A 20,321-nucleotide genomic window follows, 5' to 3' on the forward strand; every position below is an offset into this window, starting at 1 on the left:
GGTGGCCGGGGTTATAACCCGTGGTGGGCGGCGAGGGCTGCGGCAACGGCCACCGCCAGTTGGCGGTCCGAGCGCTTGCCGGGGAAGTGCGTCAGCTCCGGGTGGGCCGCGACGAACCCGGTATCGAAGTGCCCGCTGCGGAAGGTCGGGTGGTCAACGATGGCCAGGTGGAACGGGATGGTGGTCTTGACCCCGAACACGCCCATGTCCCGCAGGGCACGATTGGCGCGGGCCAGCAGATCGTCCCACTCCAGGGCCCAGCAGATCAGCTTGGCGCACATCGAGTCGTAATGCGGCGGGATGGTGTAGCCGGTGTAGATGGCCCCGTCGGTGCGCACGCCCGGGCCGCCCGGGGCGAAGTAGCGGGTGATGCGGCCGAAGCTCGGCAGGAAGTCGTTCTTCGGGTCTTCCGCGTTGATGCGGAACTCCATCGCATAGCCGCGGCGGGTGATCTGCGATTGTTCGTAGCGCAGCGGCTCGCCGGCGGCGATGCGCAGCTGTTCCTGCACGATGTCGACCCCGGTGATCATCTCGGTAACTGGATGTTCTACCTGAAGTCTTGTGTTCATCTCCATGAAATAGAACGAATCATCTGCGTCCATCAGGAACTCGACGGTGCCGGCGTTCTGGTAGCCGACGGCGAGCGCGGCGCGCACCGCCAACTCGCCCAGATACTGGCGCTGCGCCTCGTCCAGTTGTGGCGAAGGGGCGATCTCCACCAGCTTCTGGTGGCGGCGCTGCACCGAGCAGTCGCGTTCGAACAGGTGGATCGCATGGCCGTGGGCATCGCCGAGGATCTGCACCTCGATGTGTCGCGGATTGACCACGGCCTTCTCGAGGAAGATCTCGGTACTGCCGAAGGCACGGGTGGCCTCGGAGCGCACACGCTCGAAGTTGTGCTCCAGAGCGGCGGCATCCTCGCACAGGCGAATGCCGCGTCCGCCGCCGCCATTGGTGGCCTTGAGCATCACCGGGTAGCCGATGCGCTCGGCCACCTCCAGCGCCGCGGTGACGCCCTCCAGGTTGCCCTCCGAGCCGGGTGTGACCGGCACGCCGGCCTCAATCATCGCCCGGCGCGCGGACACCTTGTCGCCCATGCGGCGGATCACCGACGTATCCGGGCCGACCCAGATCAGGTTGCGGGCGGCGCAGGCCGCGGCAAAGTCGGGGTTTTCGGAAAGGAAGCCGTAGCCCGGGTGCACCGCGTCACAGCCGGCGGCGCGCGCGACGCTGATCAGGCGATGGATGCTGAGGTACCCGCCCATGGAGTCCGGGCCGATGGCGTAGGCCTCGTCGGCCTTCTTCACGTGCAGGGCGTGGCGGTCGGCATCGGTATAGACCGCGACCGAGATGATCCCCAGTTCGCTGCATGCCCGGATCAGGCGCACGGCGATTTCGCCCCGGTTGGCAATGAGCAGCTTGCGAATCAAACGGAAGGCCCCGGGCAGGTCGATGACAACCCGAGTATCGACGTCGTTTGGGGCGGCTGCAAGTTTCTGTTTCGCTTTGACAGATCGCCCTCGCGCGCGTATATTCCGCGCCCTTGCAACCGAGCCGTTTATGAGTCGCATCCCCGTTTCTCTTGACCCGTGGCAACCGCGTGCGCGGCACCTGGAATTCGAGGGTGACCTGCGTGCGGAAGAGCTGCCGCGGTTGCGTGCCGATGCCCTGCCGGGACACCCGTTGCGGGTGCACGCGCAATTCCAGCTGGAACGCGGGGCGCTGGACGAGATACGGCTGAGCGGGACGATTACCGGCGAGCTGTGGCAGACCTGCCAGCGCTGCCTGCAGCCGATGGCATGGGAATTCCGCCTCGAACCGGATGCCGTGCTGCTACCACCGGAAGGCACTCCGGCCGGCATGAGCGAGGGCGATGACTTTGTCGCTCTCGAGGCGGATGGCCTGTTGCGCCCCGCGGCATGGGTCGAGGAAGAGATCCTGCTGGCGTGGCCGCTGGTGCCGCGCCATGCGGATTGCGAACCCGCCGCCGGGGCCGAATTCGAGGAAGGCGAGGGCGCCGAAAATCCGTTTGCGGTGCTCGAACAACTCAAGAAGGGCGGCCCGGACCGGGGCGGCTCATGACGTGAGCGCCGGCCGGGGCATTGTCCGGGCCGAACCGTTATACTTGCGCCCGATTTGATACCGGGCTCACTCCCGTCGCCACGGGATTTTGATCAATCTGGAGATGCATCATGGCTGTTCAGCAACGCCGCAAGACTCGTTCCAAGCGCGATATGCGCCGCTCCCACGACAGTCTGACGGGCGCTACTCTGTCGACCGACCCGACCACCGGCGAGATCCATCGTCGTCACCACATGACTCCGGATGGTTTCTACCGCGGTCGTCAGGTGATCCAGCAGGCCGTCGAAGTCGACGAAGACGAAGATTAAGGTCCAGGGAATGACCGTCCCGGGGCCACGGCTGCGTTTGCGCCGTGGCCTTTCCGCGTTTGAATACGGCCGCTGTGCGGTCGTCCGTCGGGCCCGAGCATGACTGCCAGTTTTACCATCGCACTGGACGTGATGGGCGGCGACCACGGTGCGTCCGTCATCCTTCCGGCTGCGCGCCGTTCACTGAAGGTCGCAGACGATTTCCGCCTGCTGCTGGTCGGTGACCAGGAGACCATCGAGTCCGGGATATCCGGCTGGTCCGCGAGCGAACGCGAGCGGGTCGAGATGGTGCATGCCAGCCAGGTGGTCGGCATGGACGAGCTGCCGGCCGTGGCCCTGCGTACCAAGCGCGACTCCTCGATGCGGGTCGCCATTGACCAGGTGAAGAACGGGGCGGCCCAGGCCTGCGTCTCCGCCGGCAATACGGGTGGTCTGATGGCCACCGCGCGGTACGTCCTGAAGACCCTCCCCGGCATCGATCGCCCGGCCATCGCCACGGCCCTGCCGTCGATGAACGGGCATACCCACATGCTCGACCTGGGCGCCAATGTGGATGTCGAGGCCGCGCATCTGTATCAGTTCGCGGTTATGGGATCGGTGCTGGCGAATGCGGTGGACGGTCTGGAGGCCCCGCGGGTCGGCCTGCTGAACATCGGCTCCGAGGCGATCAAGGGCAATGACCGCGTGCGCGAGGCCGGCCGCATGCTGGAAGAATCCAGCCTCAACTACATCGGCTTCGTCGAGGGGAACGATGTCTACTGTGGCGATGTGGACGTGGTGGTCTGTGACGGCTTTGTCGGCAACGTCGCGCTGAAGATCAGCGAAGGCGTAGCCAAGATGATCTCCTCCAAAATGAAGGCGGAGTTCGATGCATCGGTGTTTTCTCGATTGTCCGGCCTGTTCGCACTGCCGGTACTGCGCCGGATCCGTCATCGGTTCGACCACCGCCGCTACAACGGCGCTTCGCTGCTGGGCCTGCAGGGCGTGGTGATCAAGAGCCACGGCAGCGCCGACGAGCTGGCCTTCGAGCACGCGATCCGCATTGCCCGCATCGAGGCCGAGGCGAACATCTCGAGTCGGATCGACAAGCAGCTTGGCCAGCTCCTGGGCCAGGAGACAAGCGAGTGAAGCATGCACGCATCAGCGGGACCGGGAGCTACCTGCCCGAGCGCATCCTGACCAACGCCGAGCTGGAGGCGATGGTCGATACCTCGGATGCCTGGATCCGCGACCGCACCGGAATCCGCGAGCGGCATATCGTCGCCGAGAACGAGGTGACCTCGGATCTCGCGCTGAAGGCCGCCGAGCGTGCAATGGACGCCGCCGGCATCCGCGCCGCCGACCTCGACCTGATCCTGGTCGCAACCACCACCCCCGATCAGATCTTCCCCAGCACCGCGTGCATCCTGCAGGCCAAGCTGGGCGTGGGGGGCTGCCCGGCCTTCGATATCCAGGCGGTGTGCAGTGGGTTCGTGTACGCCCTGGCCACTGCCGACCGCTTCATGCAGAGCGACGAGATCCGGCACGTGCTGGTCGTGGGGGCGGAGACGCTCTCGCGCATTACCGACTACACCGACCGTGGCAACTGCATCCTGTGGGGCGACGGTGCGGGTGCCGTGATCCTGTCGCGTTCGCCGGACCCGGGCATCATCTCCACGCACCTGCATGCCGACGGCCACCACAAGAGCCTGCTGGAGGTTCCGGGTGGCGTGTCGCAGCCGGACAGCAACCCGGATCTCGACTTCATTCGCATGGAAGGCCGAGCCGTCTTCCGCGTGGCAGTGAATACCCTGGACCAGATCGTCGACGAGACCCTCGAGTACAACGGGATCGACAAATCCGAGCTGGACTGGCTGGTGCCGCACCAGGCGAACATCCGCATCATCCAGGCGACCGCGAAGAAGCTGAACATGTCCATGGACAACGTCGTGGTCACGGTGGATCGCCACGGCAACACCTCGGCCGCGTCCATCCCGCTGGCGCTGGATACCGCCGTGCGCGACGGTCGCATCAAGAAGGGTGACCTGATCCTGACCGAGGCCTTTGGCGGCGGATTCACCTGGGGCTCCGCGCTCATCCGGATGTAACCGGGGTCCGCGGACGCGTCATCGCGAGGCGCGCAGCGCCGTGGCGATCGACCGGGAGGGTCCTCGGCGTCCTGGGGAAACACAAGGAGCATTCGGCATGGGCCGCGAGATCGAACGCAAATTCCTGCTGGCCAGTGATGCCTGGCGTGACCGTGTCGTGCGTGCGCAGCGCATGCGGCAGGGCTATCTGTGCGGCAACGACCGCGCGTCCATCCGCGTGCGAGTGGACGAAGGCGGTGCCAACCTCAACATCAAGAGCGCGACCCTCGGCGTGGAACGCGACGAATACCAGTACGACATCCCCGTGGACGAGGCCCACCGCCTGCTGGACACGCTGGCCGGCCCGCAGGTCGAAAAGACCCGCCACTGGGTGGACGTCGAGGGCTGGGAATACGAGGTCGACGTGTTCGAGGGCGCCAATGCAGGTCTGATCGTCGCCGAGCTGGAGTTGCCGAGAAGCGACGCCGAATTCCCGCGTCCGGACTGGCTGGGCGAGGAGGTGTCGCACGACCCGCGCTACTACAACACCGAACTCGCCCGGAATCCCTATCGCGAGTGGCCGGATGCCTCCTAGCGAGATCTTCGCCGCGGATTGCCGCGCCTGCCCGCGCCTGGCGGGCTTTCTGGAAGATGTGCGGGCGAAGCACCCCGAGTATCACGCCGCGCCCGTGCCGTCCTTCGGCCCGCTGGATGCGCGGCTGCTGATCGTTGGCCTGGCACCCGGTATGCACGGGGCCAACGCCACCGGGCGCCCGTTCACCGGCGACTATGCCGGTGTGCTCCTGTACCAGACCCTGCACGAACACGGCTTCGCCAGTGCACCGGAGAGCGTGCGCGCGGACGACGATCTGGAACTAATCGACTGCCGCATCACCAACGCGGTCAAATGCCTCCCGCCGCAGAACAAGCCGACGACCGAGGAGATCCGCACCTGCAACGGGTTCCTCGCCGCCGAGATGGCGGCGATGCAGCCGCGGGTGATTCTGGCGTTGGGCAAGATCGCCCACGACGCCATCCTGCGCGCGAAGGGCCTGCCGCTGTCGAGTCTGCGCTTTGGCCATGGCGCCGAACACGAGCTGGATGCGCACACCCGTCTGATCGACTCCTACCACTGCTCGCGCTACAACACCCAAACCCGCCGCCTGACTCCCGCCATGTTCGACGATCTGTTCGCCCGCATTCGCACTTACCTCGCGTAGATGTTCCCATTGGGAGCCCACTCTCCCCGTCATTGCGAGCCGCCAAAGGCGCCGCGGCAATCTCCGAACGCTGCCCCATACGCCCCACCCGATTGCCGCGGCCCCTTCGGGGCCTCGCAATGACGGATTGAGGGTCCCGAGGTGGGATGGCGTCGGGCGGGCGGGGGCTATGCCGGGCGGCGGGGGAGTTCGGGTATCCTGAAACGATCATGAGTACCTCCGAAACCGGATTTGATCACAAGCGCTTTGTGCAGACGCTGACGCAGTCGCCCGGCGTCTACCAGATGCTGGATGCGGCCGGGAACGTGCTGTACGTCGGCAAGGCGCGCAACCTGAAGAGCCGGGTGCCCAGCTATTTCCGTGGGAGCGACGACCGCGGCCCGCGCATCCGCTCGATGGTGCGGCAGATCGCGGATATCCGCGTTGCGGTGACGCATACCGAGGCCGAGGCGCTGCTGCTGGAGGCCAACCTGATCAAGCGTCACCGGCCGCGCTACAACGTGCTGCTGCGCGACGACAAGAGCTACCCCTACATCTACGTCTCGAACCAGGAGTACCCGCGCCTGGGGTTTCATCGCGGCGCGCGCAAGAAGGGCATGCGCTACTTCGGGCCGTACCCTTCGGCCGGCGCGGTGCGCGAAAGCCTGGCGCTGCTGCAGAAGCTCTTCCAGGTGCGCCAGTGCGAGGACAGCGTGTTCGCGCACCGTTCGCGCCCCTGCCTGCAGTACCAGATCGGGCGTTGCACCGCGCCCTGTGTCGGCTACATCTCGCCGGAGGACTACGCGCGCGACGTCGAGGCGTCGGTCAAGTTCCTGGAAGGCAAGAGCGAGGCGGTGATCGAGGAACTGATGGAGCGCATGGAGGCGGCCTCGACGCGCCTGGACTTCGAGCATGCCGCACGCCTGCGCGACCAGATCGCACGCCTGCGCCAGATCTCCGAACAGCAGTTCGTCTCCGGCGGCGAGGGGGATGCCGACGTGTTTGCCCTGGCGCAGGAGGCAGGGACCTGCGCGGTGGAGATCTTCTTCGTGCGCAACGGGCAGAATCTGGGCAACAGCGAGCTGTTCCCGAACGTGCCGGAGGCGACCGAGACTGACGAGATCATGGCCGCGGTGCTGGCGCAGTACTACGCGGAACGCGAGCCGCCGGCGCGCATCTTGCTGTCGCACGAGCCGCAGGGCGCCGAGACCCTGGAGGCTTACCTGGCCGAGCGGCGGGGCGGCAAGGTTGCCCTGGCCTGGTCGCTGCGCGGTGACCGCGCACGCTGGCTGGACATGGCGCGGCGCAATGCCGAACTGGCCCTGAAGACCCGGATTGCCAGCCAGGCGGGACAGACGGCGCGCCTCGATGCGCTGACCAGCGAGTTGGGCCTGGAGGAGACGCCCAAGCGCATGGAGTGCTTCGACATCTCGCACACCGGCGGCGAGGGCACGGTGGCCTCCTGCGTCGTGTTCGGGCCGGAAGGGCCGATCAAGTCGGATTATCGGCGCTTCAACATCGAGGGGATCGAACCGGGCGATGACTACGCGGCCATGCATCAGGCGCTCAGCCGGCGCTTTGCACGGCTCAAGAAGGGCGAGGGGCAGGAACCGGATATCCTGTTCATCGATGGCGGCAAGGGGCAAGTGACCCAGGCGCTGAACGTGCTGGCCGACCTCGGGCTGGACCACATCAAGGTCGTGGGCGTGGCCAAGGGCGAGGAGCGCAAGGCGGGCATGGAAACCCTGATATTGAGCGGGGTACAGGCGCCCTCTATACTCCCCGCGCATTCGGGTGCGCTGCATTGGATCCAGCAGATCCGCGACGAGGCCCACCGCTTTGCGATCACCGGGCACCGCGCCCGCCGTGCCAAGGCGCGTAAGGAGTCCACCCTGGAGGCGATCCCGGGGCTGGGGCCGAAGCGTCGCAGCGCACTGCTGAAGCACTTTGGCGGCCTGCGCGGGGTCAGCCGGGCCGGGGTCGAGGAGCTGACCAAGGTGCCGGGGATTCACCGCCGGCTCGCGCAGGCGATTTACGACCAGTTTCACGAGAGTTGAGCCACTGCCATGTTTCCCCAATTGCCCACCTGGCTGACCTGGTCGCGGATCGTGATGATCCCGTTACTGGTGCTCGCGTTCTACGGCCTGTCCATGCCGCAGGGCGGAATCGTGGCGGCCATCATCTTCGCCCTGGCGGGCGTGACCGACTGGCTGGACGGCTATCTGGCCCGGCGCTGGGAGGTGACCAGTCGGTTCGGGGCATTCCTCGATCCAGTGGCGGACAAGCTGATTGTCGCCGCGGCCCTGGTGCTGGTGGTGGACTACAACCCCGAACTCGGCATTGCGCTGGCCGCGATCGTCATCATCGGGCGCGAGATCGCGATCTCCGCGCTGCGCGAGTGGATGGCCGAGGTCGGCGGCAGCGCCAAGGTGGCGGTGTCGTGGGTGGGCAAGGTGAAGACCACCGCGCAGATGGTGGCGATCTTCCTGCTGCTGTGGGCCGAGCCCATTGTCGGCCTTCCGACGTTCGTGATCGGCGAGTGGCTGCTGTACCTGGCCGCCGCCCTGACTCTGGTCTCCATGATCCAGTACATGCTGGCGGCCGCACGCTCGCAGTAAGGGGCGGCGTGTTTGTCGGCCGGGGCTTTGGGGCTACACTGCGGACACCTGCCCGGTGCTGCGCGTGGACTGCCCATGCCCGTTTCTGATCTTGATCTTGACAACACGCAGACCCTGGAGGCCCTTCAGGGTCTGTTGCCGGGTTTTGTCTATCAATTGCGCAGGACGCCCGATGGGCACTTCGACTTTCCCTATGTGGGTGAAGTGGTGGAGGGCTGGTTCGGTGTGGATCGTTCGGCCCTCAAGAAGGATGGGGCGCCATTGTTGGACTGTATCCACCCCGAGGATCGCGAAGCGGTGATGCGGAGCTCAATGGAATCGGCCGAGCATTCGGAGCCCTGGCTTCAGGAATTCCGCATGCAGTGCCGCGATGGCACAGTGATCTGGCTGTCCGCCTATGACACCGCGCGGCGGCTGGCGGATGGCGCGATCATCTGGACCGGCTTCGCCACCGATATCACCACGCGCAAGGAGCTCGAGGCGGAACTGCGCCAGAGCGAGGCGCAGTTCCGTGCCTTCGTCGAGACTGCCAGCGACGTGATCTATTCGCTGCGCCCGGACGGCGTGCTCACCTACGTCTCGCCCAACTGGACGGAGAACCTCGGCCATCCGGTCAGCGCGGCGATCGATCACTCGATCGACGAATATGTGGACCCGGAGGATCTGCCCGCGTGTTACGCGTTCCTGCAACGGATTGCGGACACCGGGAAGAAGGAAAGCGGTATCGAGTACCGCATCCGCCACCAGGACGGGCATTACCGCTGGCACACCAGCAATGTCTCGCCGGTGCTGGACGATGCGGGCCGGGTGACGGCGTTCCTCGGCATCGCTCGGGACATCACCGAGCGCAAGGAGACCGAGGCGCATATGCAGCGCCTGGCGCATTACGATCCGTTGACCGACCTGCCCAATCGGACCCTGTTCTTTCAGATCCTCGATCACGAGCTCACGGGGGCTCGCCGAATGGGTCAGCAGGTTGCGCTGATGTTCGTGGACCTGGACGAATTCAAGCCGGTCAACGACCAGCACGGGCATGCGGTGGGCGACATGCTGCTCCGCCTGGTGGCGCAGCGCCTGTCGGGTGCCTTGCGCGACAGTGATGTGGCCGCGCGCATTGCGGGCGACGAGTTCGTGGTGATGCTGCCTCGCTTCCAGTCGGTGGAGGAGAGTCGGGTGCATGCCGCGGCGATCGGCGAGAAGATCCGAGCCGTGCTGGCGGACCCGTTCAACTGCGACGGGATCGAGGTGCACATCTCCTGCAGTATCGGGGTCGCCTTGTTTCCGCTGGACGCGACGGACGGGCCCGCCTTGTCACGCGCGGCGGATGCGGCGATGTACGTGGCCAAGAACGCCGGGCGCAACCAGGTGGTCGTATTCGACCGGGCAGTGCACGGCGCCGAGGCAATTGGCTACCGTGGGTATTGACCTGCGGGCAATCTGCGGTAGAATACGCGCCGATAACGAAGAGCGGGAATAGCTCAGCTGGTAGAGCACAACCTTGCCAAGGTTGGGGTCGCGAGTTCGAATCTCGTTTCCCGCTCCAACAGATTTTTGAAACCCCGGTTCGCCGGGGTTTTCTGTTTCGGCCTCTGGAGATGCGCCAGCATCTGTGGGGCCGAAACCCACCCGATACAGGCTGGGTGGCAGAGTGGTTATGCAGCGGATTGCAAATCCGTGTACGCCGGTTCGATTCCGACCCCAGCCTCCATCACTGCAGCACCCGCGAAAGGCCGCCCCTCGAGGCGGCCTTTCGCGTTTCCTGATCAGCAACGAGCGTCAGCCAGGCTCAAGGCCCGTGCGGGGCCGGGTCTCCAGGCGCCTCCTACATCGTCATCCCGGAAACCGTGCAGCGGTTATCCGGGATCTCCACGGTATGAGTGACCCGTACGTTGGGGCTAGAACGGCGTGTGGAGATCCCGGCTCTCCGCTGCGCTACGGCCGGGATGACGGGGAGGGGGCGCCACTGCCGGGATCACAATCGGGGTGCGCTCCGACCGGGATGACAGGGCAGGGGTAACGGAGCTCGGGAGGGTGATGTTCCCGGGAAGGCCTAGATCAAAGTGGCCCGGGGCGGGCCATGCACGTCCCCAAATGGGCCCCGCCACTGGCTGACGATCGTTGCTAATCAGGTCGCGTTTTGGGAGCGTTGTCCTCGGGGCGGCGCGTGGATGCCAGGCTGAGGCCCATCATGGGTATCTTCGTGACGCCTGAATGAGGAAAGGTGGAATGCAGGACGAAGCGATCGGCAGCGCACGAGCGGAGGCGGAACGGGTGGAGGCCCGCAAGCGGGGGGTATATCTCGTCGTATTGCCCGCCGGTATCGCGATCTTCGTGCTCAGCTGGGCCGTTCGCGCACCGGGGGATGTCTTCCTCGCGTATCTCTATCCGTTGTTTGCGTTCGTCCTGGCCGCGCTGTTCGTAGCGGTGTGGCGGGCACCACAGGCCTTGCCGCGGCTGGAAGCCTGGATGCTGGCGATGGTGGCTATGATGATTCTCAGTCGTCTCGCATGGCATTTCCACGCGGGCGGCCCCCTGGACGAGCACCTTCTGGTGCTGGCCGGCGGGCATTACTGGGCGGTTGGAATCGTGATCCTGGCCGCGTTCGTGATGCTTGAGCATCGCCGGGGGTTTCGGGCCGGAGTGGCCATCCTCGTGGTTGCCACCCTGATTGCCGCCTCCGGTGCCGCAGGGGAGTGGCTGCGTGGCGAGCTTTCGCGCGATGCGGGCGTCTACCTGGTGCGGGTGCATCTGTTTCTGGCTGTCTTGTTGGCCCTGGCCAGTGTCGCGACCTCCATGCGCGATACCGTCAAAGACGCTCTGGTGCGCAGCGAGGCGCTGGAACAGGCGGCGCAGACCGATCCCCTGACCGGTCTGGCCAACCGGCGGGCGGCCGAGTCCGTGCTGCAGCGGCATGCCGCCTCGGTCCGGCGCTACGGCGTGCCGGTCGCTGTGATCGGAATGGATATTGATCACTTCAAGGCGGTAAACGATACCCATGGTCATGCGATCGGCGATGCCGTGATCGCCGGCGTTGCACGAATCCTGCGATCTTCGGTGCGCGAGCCGGATTCCGTCGCTCGCTGGGGAGGGGAGGAGTTCCTCATCGTGGCGCCGGAGATCGGCCGCGAGGGCGCCCTGCAACTTGCCGAGCGCTGTCGGGAGGCGATTGCCCGCGAACCGATCGCCGGGGTTCGCGTCACGGCCTCGTTCGGTGTAACCAGCTTCGGCCCGCAGGACAGCCTGGATGCGGTCCTGAAGCGTGCCGACAAGATGATGTACCGCGCCAAGGAGGAGGGGCGCAATCGGGTCCTTCTTGGATGACGCCGCGCGCCTGGATCCAGCTATTGGGGTGCGGAGCCAAGAAGGCGGGGTATCCGACGCGCATCAATGGGCCGAGCATGGCACTATGCGGATGTCGGTCTTTCCAAGAGAGTGTCGTGCGCGCAACGGATTGCTCCCAATCGCCTCGAACGCGGCGGCCCCTCCGGAGGCGATCGAGGGATCTGCGCGTATTCCTCAGCCTCTCGTTTGTTGGCCTGCTGCTTGCCTGCTGGGCGCCGTCCTCCGCGGCCTCCGCGCCGGATTTGCGCGTGGGCGTGTACGACAACGCGCCCAAGGTCAGCGTGGACGAGCACGGGGAGGCCGACGGCCTGTTCGTCCGCCTGCTGGACTCCATCGCCCGCCGCGAGCATTGGCAGATCGAGTACGTCCCCTGCGAATGGGCGCAATGCCTTGCCGATCTGCGCGAAGGCCGGCTGGATCTGATGCCCGATGTGGCCCGGACCGGCACGCGCGAGGCATTCTTCGACTTTCACCAGATTCCGGTCGTCCAGGGCTGGAGCCAGGTATACGCGTTCCCGCAGTCGGGGTTCGGCAGTCTGGAATCCATGGGTTCTCGGCGCATCGCCGTGCTGGAGGGTTCGGTGCAGGAAAGCCACTTGCGCCGGCAACAAATTGGCAACCCGGGTCTCGAGTACCAACTGGTTCCCTACAGCGATCTCCCAGCGGTGCTGGCCTCGGTGCCGGCCGGCGAAGCCGATGCCGCCGTCAGCAATAACTTCTACGGACGCCAGCACGCCCGCGCCTACGGGCTGGTGGAGACGCCGATCACCTTCGGCCAGGTGGGTCTGCACTATGCGGCCGCGCCGGGCGCACAGGCGGAGCGTCTGGCACTGATCGACGCCTATCTGGAGCGCTGGAAGCCCCTGGCGGGCTCGCCCTACCAGGAGGCCCTTGAGGCCACGCTGCTCGCCGAGGGCGAACCGGGGCTACCGGGATGGGTGGTGTGGGCGCTGATCATCGCGCTGGCTCTGGTCGTCCTGTTGGCGGTTACGGGGTTACTGCTGCGCTGGCAGGTGCGTCTGCGAACCCGCGAGCTGAGCGCGGTCAACCAGCGCCTGGAGCATGTGCTGGACAGTGGGCCTACGGTGATTTACCAGCTGGATGCTCACGACTTTTATCCGGTATGGGTTAGCCCCAACCTCCAGCGGCTGTATGGAGTCGACCTCGACGTTGCGATGCGTCCTGGTTGGCTCGAGCATCAGCTGCATCCCGAGGATCGCGCGAACGCCCTGCGCGAGAACGAACGGCTGCTGGAGGATGGCGAGCTCGTTCGCGAGTTCCGCCTGTTCGACGGCTGGGGCAAGCTGCGCCACGTGCGTGACGAGATGCGTGTGGTGGAAGGGAACAACGGGCACGGCGAGCTAGAGATCGTCGGCAGCTGGACCGACCTGACCGCCAGCATGGAGCAGAAGGAACAGCTGCGGCAGATGACGCACTACGATGCGCGCACCGGCTTGCCCAATCGCGCCCTGTTGCAGGACCGTCTGGGCCACACGGTCGAACGCGCCATGGCGGACGGCGAGGCGCGCTGGGTTGTGCTGATGGATCTGGACCGCTTCCGTAACGTGAACGAGACCCTGGGGACCGCGGCGGGAGATACCGTGCTGCAGGGCATTGCACAGCGCCTGAGCCAGGCCCTGTCGCCCGAGGACACGGTAGCCCGCATCGGTGCCGACGAGTTCTGCCTGATCATCGAGAGCCCGCCCGTGGAAGCCCTGGGCACCTTCGTGCAGTCACTGATCGATACCCTGCGGGCCCCCTTCGAGATCGCGGGGCGCGCGCTGGTGCTCACGGCGAGTGTCGGTGTGGCACGTTTCCCCGGCGACGGCCAGACGCGCGAAGAGCTCCTGACCGCCGCCGAGCTGGCGATGCAGGATGCGCGGCGCCGGGGAGGAGACAGCTGGTGCGCCTACGACGCCGAGATGGGCACCCTGACCGAGCACCGGCTGTTCCTGGAAAACGACTTGCGGCAGGCCATCGTCAACCACGAGTTCGTGCTCCACTTCCAGCAACAGTTCAACCTGGCCAGTGGCGAGTGCGTGGGGGTCGAGAGCCTGGTGCGCTGGAACCATCCGCACCGGGGCATGGTATCCCCCGCGGAGTTCATCCCGCTGGCCGAGGAGACCGGCCTGATCCAGGCGATCGATCGCTGGGTTCTGGAGGCGGCCTGCCGCCAGCTCGCAGCCTGGGACGAGGCGGGCCGGAACATCCCGATGATCGCCGTAAACTTGTCGGCGCGCGAGCTGCACGACGAGCAACTCGTCACCACCGTACGCGAGACCCTGGGGCGCTTCGCCATCGCGCCCGAACGCCTGGAGGTCGAGCTGACCGAAACCATGATCATGGAGTACCCCGAGCGCGCCCTGGCGGTCCTGCGTCGGCTGGACGGCCTCGGGGTGCGTCTGGCCATGGACGACTTCGGCTCCGGCTACTCCAACCTCGCGCACCTGCGCCGCCTGCCGCTGCACCGCCTCAAGGTCGACCAGTCGCTGGTACGCGACATCGGCCATTCCCGCCACAACGAGTCCATCATCCGCGCGATCATCGCGCTGGCCGCCGCCTTGGAGCTGGACCTCATCGCCGAGGGTGTCGAAGAAGAACCCCAGCGCGCCTTCCTGCTGCAGGAAGGCTGCGCCATCGGCCAGGGCTTCCTGCTCCACCGCCCGGCACCGGCCGCTGACCTGTTCCGCTAATCGTGTGGTGAGGGAGTTCCGAAGCGTCGAGCTGGCCTTGCTAGTGGTGCGCGCCCGGAGAAGGCGGCGAGCCGAGCCCGGACGGAGCGATATTTGTACCAGGCTCAGGGAGTGCTGGGTGGGTGACTTTTCGTGTGCCGGAAGCCCGTGATCAGGATGCGAAATTGCCCCTGAACCGCGTCACGGGTTTGGCATCCGAGGCGGCGGAGATTGAGAGGGAAGAGCTTTGGGGGGACGTCTGAAGTGATTTGGTTCGGTTCATGAGCCAAGGGAACCGCCCGGCCGCATTCCGATATCGACCTGGCTGTGATGCCTTCGGGGAAGGCAACAAGCCGGTATTGGGGCCGACTTCGTGAGCGCACCGAGGAGCTTCCGGCGCTGTACAGCTTTGACCTGGTGGATATCAGCGCGGCAAGCGAGACGTTGCGCTCGGAGATCGAACAGTACGGGGTGCGGGTGTGACTGCGCGGGTCGGTTTCACTCGATAGCGCGTCGGGCTTTAAGGCTGTGCAGGGGGCGGACCCGAGGGGAGTGATCAAGGGTCCAACACCTGGCGTCCTGCGATGCGTCGGCAATTCAGGACTTCGTCGTTGGATGATGCTCCCGGAGCCATTCTTTCAGGGCACCATCCATGCGGGTTTGCCAGCCCTTTCCGGTCGCGCGGAAGGCCTCCACAACCTCCGGCGACAGGCGAATCGTGATCCGTTCCTTGGTGACATCCATTGGGGGGCGGCCGGGGCGCCGCAGTGCCCGCGCTTCTTCCTCGTCGGGCGCGTGTGTCTCCGGGTCCGCTTCGATGCCGGCCTCAATCGCCGTTTCCTCTTCCGGGTTATTCAGCAAGACCCGACGGCCATTACGTAGCGTCAACGATCTGGACATAACGACTGATCTCTCGGTTATTCGCCTTGCGCAGGCTGATGATTCTTCGAACATTCTCTCGGTCCGTGAAGATGACGCAGTACAAGCGATCACCCATCAGGGCGTATCCCAGCATGCGACATTCGCCGTAGTCCTTTCGACGATCCTCCATGGCCAGAAGGGTCTCCCACTCCAGGCTCGCGGCCAGCGCGAGTGAGACCCCGTGCTTGGCCTGATTCGCGGCATCCTTGTCCGCGTCGAACTCAATCGCCATTTGATTATTGTATGTACAAAATCATTGCTGGGCCAATGGCTGGTCTTGGTTCCGGGGGGCGGGATCAGGCTGCCAACCGAGGGAAGAGCTGCCGGGCGGTCGCCATGCCTCGCAGATAGCGTGTTTGGCGGGCATCGCACCGGGCCGTGAGATGGGTCGGTGTTCCGATGGCGCTGCCGAATTGCTGCAACATGTGGCTGGCCGCACGGATGAACTGATCGGGATCAATGCCCAGACGTGCCAGCAGGGGCGGGGTGCCATCGTGGATGAAGCCGCGCTTGTCCTCGCGGATGACGCGCCCCGTCGCCTCCACGAGCTCCAGATAGTCCTCGAAGCCGAAGGGCACGGCGCACTCCGCGCGGCCAGTGGCGTCGAATGGAAGTAGCGGGGCGCTGACCAGTTGGTCCAGGACCGTCTCCGGCTGCAAGGATTCTGTTTGGTGCGGAACGGATCGTGACCGGTTCCCTCGTGTGTCGGATCTCGTAGCGTTGGTGTGTCCCGGCGCCGTGCTGTCGCCTGGAACCGCGGGATCGGCGGCGGCGCGTTCGGCTACCGTTGTTCCATCCTCGGACGTCGCGCGCAGCACGGCAAGCCGTTCCGCGACCGAGGTGTACTCGGAGGCCTCCGGCGTGGGGGCCATCCCGGCCCGGATCGGGTTCAGGTCCACGTACGCCATGGCCGTCAGAACCGCTTGCTCGTCGAGCAGGGCCTGGCTCTTGAAGCGTCCCTCCCAGAACCGTCCCGTCACGCCGTCCTCGGCGTTCGCCTGACGGGCGATCGACTCGTTCAGCACGCGCATGAACCACGACAGGTCAGCGAGTCGGGAGCGGTACGTCTCCACCCAGGCATCCACGACCTTCATCTCGGCCGCACCGAGCCCCTGTGGATCGGCCAGATACCGCTGCACCATAACCGGCCCCGAGAAGAGCTGCGTCCAGCGACGCAAGATCTCGGCGCGCTCCAGGGGCTCGACGCGCGCCTCGTCCACCCGCACAACGATATGGAAGTGGTTGCTCATGACCGCATAGGCCGCGATATCGACGGCGAACACAGACGCAAGCTGTTTCAGACGATCGGCGATCCAGCCGCGGCGATGCTCAAAGGATCGTCCGGAGTGGGCATCGTGCCCGCACAGAAACGCGCGGCGGACGCAACGGGAAACGACGTGGTACCAGGGCGTGTCATCCAGAGAGACGAGGGTCGAGCGGGGCTGGGTCATGATGGGCTCCTTCCGTGGAGTAGGTCTTGCAGCAACGCAGGTTCGTTACGTTCCTGTCGTTAGGATAGTGAATGCCTTGGAGTTTTTCAGGGCGTAGCGAAACCGCGTTCCAGGGTTCCGTTAGAGCGGGGCGAGCAAGGTGGGCTTGCCCGAGGTTCGGCGCATCAGCAGCGGGCATCGTCACGGACTCGCCGCATGAAGCTCTCATCGGTCCGGTTGTGCTGGGTACCCGTTACTTGGCGGAGCGCATTCGCATCGATGGGTTTCTTGGGGGCGGTGGCGCTGGAAAGGCGCGCGATGGCCTTGCCGCGCTTGGTGATGAGGATGGATTCACCTGCAGCGGCCCGTTCCGCCAGTTCGCTCAGGTGGGCTTTGGCGTTCGCCAAACTAACCGTCGTCTCGGATATTCCGCACTCCCCTGACCATGTAGATGGTCAATCGTACCTTGGCGCAACCGTCCGAGAAATCGGTTGGCGTGAGGGACGGGCTGCAGACGCGGGGCTTGCGGCCGATTGCTTCGGCGAATCCGGCTTATGTCAACAAAGTGGGTGTCCCAGAAGTGGATTCCTGCCTTCGTATGTCAACAAAGTGGGTGTCCCAGAAGTGGATTCCTGCCTTCGCAGGGGCCGGGTGAAGAAAGTGGGTGTCCCAGAAGGCCGGGTGTCCCAGAAGTGGATTCCCGCAAAGTGGGTGTCCCAGAGGATTGATTACCCAACAATTAGGAACGTGGGTGTCCCGGAAGGCTTAGACTTCGCTGCACCCGGATGGAGTAAAGCTTTCTTTCCATCCGGCTGGAGTGTCCGCGATTTCACATAACCATTGGCCATTGGGCTGCCGGCGCAGTGACAGCATGACACCATTGACGCCTGGACCCATGCGGGCGTTCGCGCCTTCGCCAAGGGTCATGGTGAGGACGAACTCGGTTCCATTGCCAGCCGCGTCGTTATCCTTTGATATTTGACCGAAAGAGGTGTCGACGGTCTGGTCGGACGGTGCCGCACCCGGTACGCCCAGATCCGCCATGTCGGGGGAGTCGGCGCTTGTGACCTGGCCACGCGCGAGTGTATCTTCGACGGCAGTCTTGAGACCGGAGATTTCGTAGAGTGCTGAGTGGATCTGGCTGCGTGCGACATAATCCTGATACAGCGGGATTGCGATGGTGGCCAGGATGCCGATGATCGCAACGACAATCATAAGTTCGATGAGGGTAAATCCATGGGTGCTGTGTTTTGGGGGCATGTCCGGATCTCGCATTGCTTTAGAATCGTCCAGAAATCTTGCAAAATTCGAACCAAGTCAATCTAAAAAATGGGTTTCATTGGTGGTGCACCCGACCAAGTGATTGTCCGATAGTCGTGGCCCGAAGGGTCAGATGAGCGCCTCGCGCCAGTATCGCTCTAACAAAAAAGCCCCGGCTTAGGCCGGGGCTCAAAAGGCACCCTAAGTAGGTGCCTTTGTGCCTTAATGTTAGGCTTCAGTGCAGGAGCCCGGAAGATAGGATTCTTTCCAGCCACCAGGACGGTTGTCAATCTCGCACGTCCAGTTGCCGTTGACATCGCGTTCCAGTTCAATAGTGGCCTCGTTAATAGCCGCAGCGGCCGCGCCGTCAAGAGTCATGATGATGGTGCCGGTGCCGTCGGTTGCAATTGAACCGGTTGGGGCGCCGGCGGCCAAATTAGATTGGCTGTAGCCAATTTCGTCGAGATGATCGGTGTCGGTCATGTCGGTGTCGGTTCCCCGAGCTAGACGCTCTTCAATCGCGGTCCGATACGTATTGATTTCGGAGTAAGCGGTGCTCATCTGAGAGCGAGCCACATAGTCCTGATACTGCGGAATCGCGATAGCGGCCAGGATGCCGATGATCGCAACCACGATCATCAGTTCGATCAGCGTAAAGCCCTGCTGGGCCTTCGGCTTGTTGATTCCGGTACGCATGGCTTGATGCATGGTGATACTCCCTTGATGTGATGAAAGCGGGGCCTGCGGCCCGGCCGCCCCGTGGGCAGCTGTCCGGGTAGATGCAATGGGTGTGCCAGGAACAGGGGAATCCGCAGAAACGGCGCCCTGCGGCGATTCGGTCTGCGGTCTCAGTCACGGCAACCGGGGGTTCGGCTGTGTCACGTGACAAAAATGGTCACCCGAAGTGACGCGGGTGGTCAGTTGGGTTTGGGGTTTTGTCACCTGGGAGATGCTGGCTCTTCGTTGTGGGATGGTTGGTGCGACGGGGTGGATTACGCGTTGGCAGGGGCTTCGCGGGCAAGCCCGCTCCCACAAGGGCTGCGGTAACAGACCGTTGGGAGTCAGAGGCCGAGGATGGCGACGGCGGTGGCGAAGTAGATGGTGATGCCGACGACGTCGACGACGGAGGTGATGAGCGGAGCGCTGGCAACGGCCGGGTCCACCCCGAAGCGGGTGAGGGTGAACGGCAGCAGCAGGCCGAACAGGGAGCCGAACAGGACGACCAGGAACATGCCGAGTGCGATGGCGTTGGCGACCTCGAGGCTGCCGAGCCAGTTGCCGGAAAGCCAGATGGCGCCGGCCAGGGTGGCGCCGAGGGCGGAGGCGACCAGGATCTCCTTGCCGCCCAGGCGCCACCAGTCCTGGGGCTTGATGTCGTTGGTGGCGAGCGAGCGCACGACCAGGGTGGAGGCCTGGGCGCCGGCGTTACCGCCGGAGGCGATGACCATGGGCAGGAAGAAGATCAGTGCGACGACGGTCTCGATGGCGGCCTCGAAGTGGGCGATGGCCAGGCCGGAGAGGATGTTCACGGCGACCAGGATCACCAGCCAGCCGATGCGCTTGCGGTAGAGCAGTTGCATGCTGGCATCGCGCAGGGAGAGCACGACGTCGCCCACCGCGGCCATGCGGTGGAAGTCCTCGGTGGTCTCGGCGCGCAGCACGTCCATCACGTCGTCGACGGTGATGATGCCCAGCAGGTGACCGTTGTCGTCGACCACCGGGAGGACGTCCAGATCGTAGTGGCTGATGCGGTGGGCGGCCTCTTCGCGGTCTTCCTCCGCACTGATGCTGACGACATCGGTGTTCATGCGCTCGCGCACGCTGGTGGTGGGACGCGACAGCAGCAGCCCCTTCAGGCGCACCCAGCCGAGCAGTTCGCCCGTGGGCGTGACCACGAAGATGGTGTTGATGGTCTCGGCCAGGTCGCTCTGTTCGCGCAGGTGATCCATGGCCTCGGCCACCGACCAGTCCGGCTGGACCGTGGCGAACTCGGGCGTCATCAGGCGCCCGGCGCTCTCCTCCGGGTAGCCGAGCAGGGTCTCCAGGGCCTCCTGGTCTTCGTCCGGGAGGGTCTCGAGCAGGGATTCGGCCTGTTCGTCCTCCAGCCCGTCGATCACCGAGACCGCGTCGTCGTAGGACAGGGCCGCGACCAGGCGGCTGGCGTGCTCGTCGTCCAGCGCCTGAAACACGCGCGACTGGTGATCCGATTCCAGGTGAGCGTAGATATCCGCCGTGCACTCGACATCCAGGCGCTGGAAGAAGGCCTCCATCTGTTGGGCTGGCAGGGCCTCCAGGGCGTCGGAGAGATCCGGCGCCGCGTGCTCGGCGCACAGGCTCTTCAGCGCCTCGGCGGTGGGCGCGGTCAGCGCGGTCTGCAGGGCCTGCGGCAGGGTGTCGAGATCCGGTTCCGTGGGGCTCATCCG

General features: G+C 65.1%; 20 protein-coding genes and 2 tRNA genes. 14 read left to right on the forward strand and 8 right to left on the reverse strand.

The window, feature by feature from the left end:
* Positions 1-11: 11 nt before the first annotated feature.
* The gene (locus G333_RS0106690; RefSeq protein ID WP_019628024.1) at positions 12-1,430 is read right to left on the reverse strand and encodes an acetyl-CoA carboxylase biotin carboxylase subunit; all 1,419 of its coding nucleotides are present in this window, start codon (positions 1,428-1,430) and stop codon (positions 12-14) included.
* Positions 1,431-1,560: 130 nt separating this feature from the next.
* On the opposite strand from G333_RS0106690, the gene G333_RS0106695 reads away from it, so the two are divergent.
* The 14 genes from G333_RS0106695 to G333_RS15170 all read left to right on the forward strand — a co-directional run bounded on the left by G333_RS0106695 (position 1,561) and on the right by G333_RS15170 (position 14,770).
* A complete protein-coding gene (locus G333_RS0106695; protein WP_018175778.1) occupies positions 1,561-2,082 on the forward strand; it encodes a DUF177 domain-containing protein in 522 nt (173 codons plus the stop codon).
* Positions 2,083-2,192: 110 nt separating this feature from the next.
* Complete coding sequence (gene rpmF, locus G333_RS0106700) at positions 2,193-2,390, forward strand: 50S ribosomal protein L32 (protein ID WP_018144163.1); 198 nt, start codon at positions 2,193-2,195, stop codon at positions 2,388-2,390.
* A gap of 99 nt (positions 2,391-2,489) precedes the next feature.
* Positions 2,490-3,518: a phosphate acyltransferase PlsX gene (plsX, locus tag G333_RS0106705; protein ID WP_018144162.1), complete on the forward strand. Its 1,029-nt coding sequence runs from the start codon at positions 2,490-2,492 to the stop codon at positions 3,516-3,518.
* Entirely contained in the window at positions 3,515-4,477 is a 963-nt protein-coding gene (locus G333_RS0106710; protein WP_018144161.1) for a beta-ketoacyl-ACP synthase III, read from the forward strand. The genes plsX and G333_RS0106710 overlap by 4 nt, the downstream gene beginning before the upstream one ends.
* A gap of 97 nt (positions 4,478-4,574) precedes the next feature.
* Positions 4,575-5,051 carry a CYTH domain-containing protein gene (locus G333_RS0106715; protein ID WP_019628025.1) on the forward strand — a complete coding sequence of 159 codons (477 nt, stop codon included), beginning with the start codon at positions 4,575-4,577 and terminating at the stop codon, positions 5,049-5,051.
* Positions 5,041-5,676 (forward strand): uracil-DNA glycosylase, encoded by a 636-nt coding sequence (locus tag G333_RS0106720; protein WP_018950840.1) that lies wholly within the window; start codon positions 5,041-5,043, stop codon positions 5,674-5,676. The genes G333_RS0106715 and G333_RS0106720 overlap by 11 nt, the downstream gene beginning before the upstream one ends.
* A gap of 209 nt (positions 5,677-5,885) precedes the next feature.
* The gene (gene uvrC, locus G333_RS0106725; protein WP_019628026.1) at positions 5,886-7,712 is read left to right on the forward strand and encodes an excinuclease ABC subunit UvrC; all 1,827 of its coding nucleotides are present in this window, start codon (positions 5,886-5,888) and stop codon (positions 7,710-7,712) included.
* 9 nt (positions 7,713-7,721) lie between these two features.
* Entirely contained in the window at positions 7,722-8,273 is a 552-nt protein-coding gene (gene pgsA / locus G333_RS0106730) for a CDP-diacylglycerol--glycerol-3-phosphate 3-phosphatidyltransferase (protein WP_019628027.1), read from the forward strand.
* A gap of 75 nt (positions 8,274-8,348) precedes the next feature.
* Positions 8,349-9,698: a sensor domain-containing diguanylate cyclase gene (locus G333_RS0106735; RefSeq protein WP_019628028.1), complete on the forward strand. Its 1,350-nt coding sequence runs from the start codon at positions 8,349-8,351 to the stop codon at positions 9,696-9,698.
* A gap of 42 nt (positions 9,699-9,740) precedes the next feature.
* Positions 9,741-9,816, forward strand: a tRNA-Gly gene (locus G333_RS0106740).
* A 91-nt stretch (positions 9,817-9,907) separates the two neighbouring features.
* Positions 9,908-9,981: transfer RNA gene (locus G333_RS0106745), tRNA-Cys, on the forward strand.
* Between the two features lie 518 nt (positions 9,982-10,499).
* Positions 10,500-11,594, forward strand: a complete 1,095-nt coding sequence (locus G333_RS0106750; RefSeq protein WP_019628029.1) for a diguanylate cyclase — start codon at positions 10,500-10,502, stop codon at positions 11,592-11,594.
* Positions 11,595-11,863: 269 nt separating this feature from the next.
* Entirely contained in the window at positions 11,864-14,308 is a 2,445-nt protein-coding gene (locus tag G333_RS0106755) for an EAL domain-containing protein (RefSeq protein WP_019628030.1), read from the forward strand.
* Positions 14,309-14,617: 309 nt separating this feature from the next.
* Positions 14,618-14,770 (forward strand): hypothetical protein, encoded by a 153-nt coding sequence (locus G333_RS15170; RefSeq protein WP_019628031.1) that lies wholly within the window; start codon positions 14,618-14,620, stop codon positions 14,768-14,770.
* Between the two features lie 114 nt (positions 14,771-14,884).
* Here the strand turns inward: G333_RS15170 and G333_RS0106765 are convergent, their stop codons facing one another.
* From G333_RS0106765 to mgtE, 7 genes are all read right to left on the reverse strand, one after another.
* On the reverse strand, positions 14,885-15,148 hold the full coding sequence (locus tag G333_RS0106765; RefSeq protein ID WP_019562924.1) for a BrnA antitoxin family protein: 264 nt from the start codon (positions 15,146-15,148) through the stop codon (positions 14,885-14,887).
* Positions 15,149-15,161: 13 nt separating this feature from the next.
* Complete coding sequence (locus G333_RS0106770) at positions 15,162-15,440, reverse strand: BrnT family toxin (protein WP_019562923.1); 279 nt, start codon at positions 15,438-15,440, stop codon at positions 15,162-15,164.
* A 64-nt stretch (positions 15,441-15,504) separates the two neighbouring features.
* Complete coding sequence (locus G333_RS0106775; RefSeq protein WP_019628032.1) at positions 15,505-16,659, reverse strand: transposase; 1,155 nt, start codon at positions 16,657-16,659, stop codon at positions 15,505-15,507.
* Between the two features lie 164 nt (positions 16,660-16,823).
* Complete coding sequence (locus G333_RS0106780; RefSeq protein WP_026340914.1) at positions 16,824-17,066, reverse strand: type II toxin-antitoxin system Phd/YefM family antitoxin; 243 nt, start codon at positions 17,064-17,066, stop codon at positions 16,824-16,826.
* Between the two features lie 337 nt (positions 17,067-17,403).
* A complete protein-coding gene (locus tag G333_RS0106785; RefSeq protein ID WP_038038095.1) occupies positions 17,404-17,913 on the reverse strand; it encodes a pilin in 510 nt (169 codons plus the stop codon).
* 213 nt (positions 17,914-18,126) lie between these two features.
* Positions 18,127-18,606: a pilin gene (locus G333_RS0106790; RefSeq protein ID WP_019628035.1), complete on the reverse strand. Its 480-nt coding sequence runs from the start codon at positions 18,604-18,606 to the stop codon at positions 18,127-18,129.
* A 353-nt stretch (positions 18,607-18,959) separates the two neighbouring features.
* Complete coding sequence (gene mgtE / locus G333_RS0106795) at positions 18,960-20,318, reverse strand: magnesium transporter (RefSeq protein WP_019628036.1); 1,359 nt, start codon at positions 20,316-20,318, stop codon at positions 18,960-18,962.
* Between the last annotated feature and the right edge of the window lie 3 nt (positions 20,319-20,321).

Source organism: Thioalkalivibrio sp. AKL10 (assembly GCF_000381845.1).
GTDB classification, from domain to species: domain Bacteria; phylum Pseudomonadota; class Gammaproteobacteria; order Ectothiorhodospirales; family Ectothiorhodospiraceae; genus Thioalkalivibrio; species Thioalkalivibrio versutus.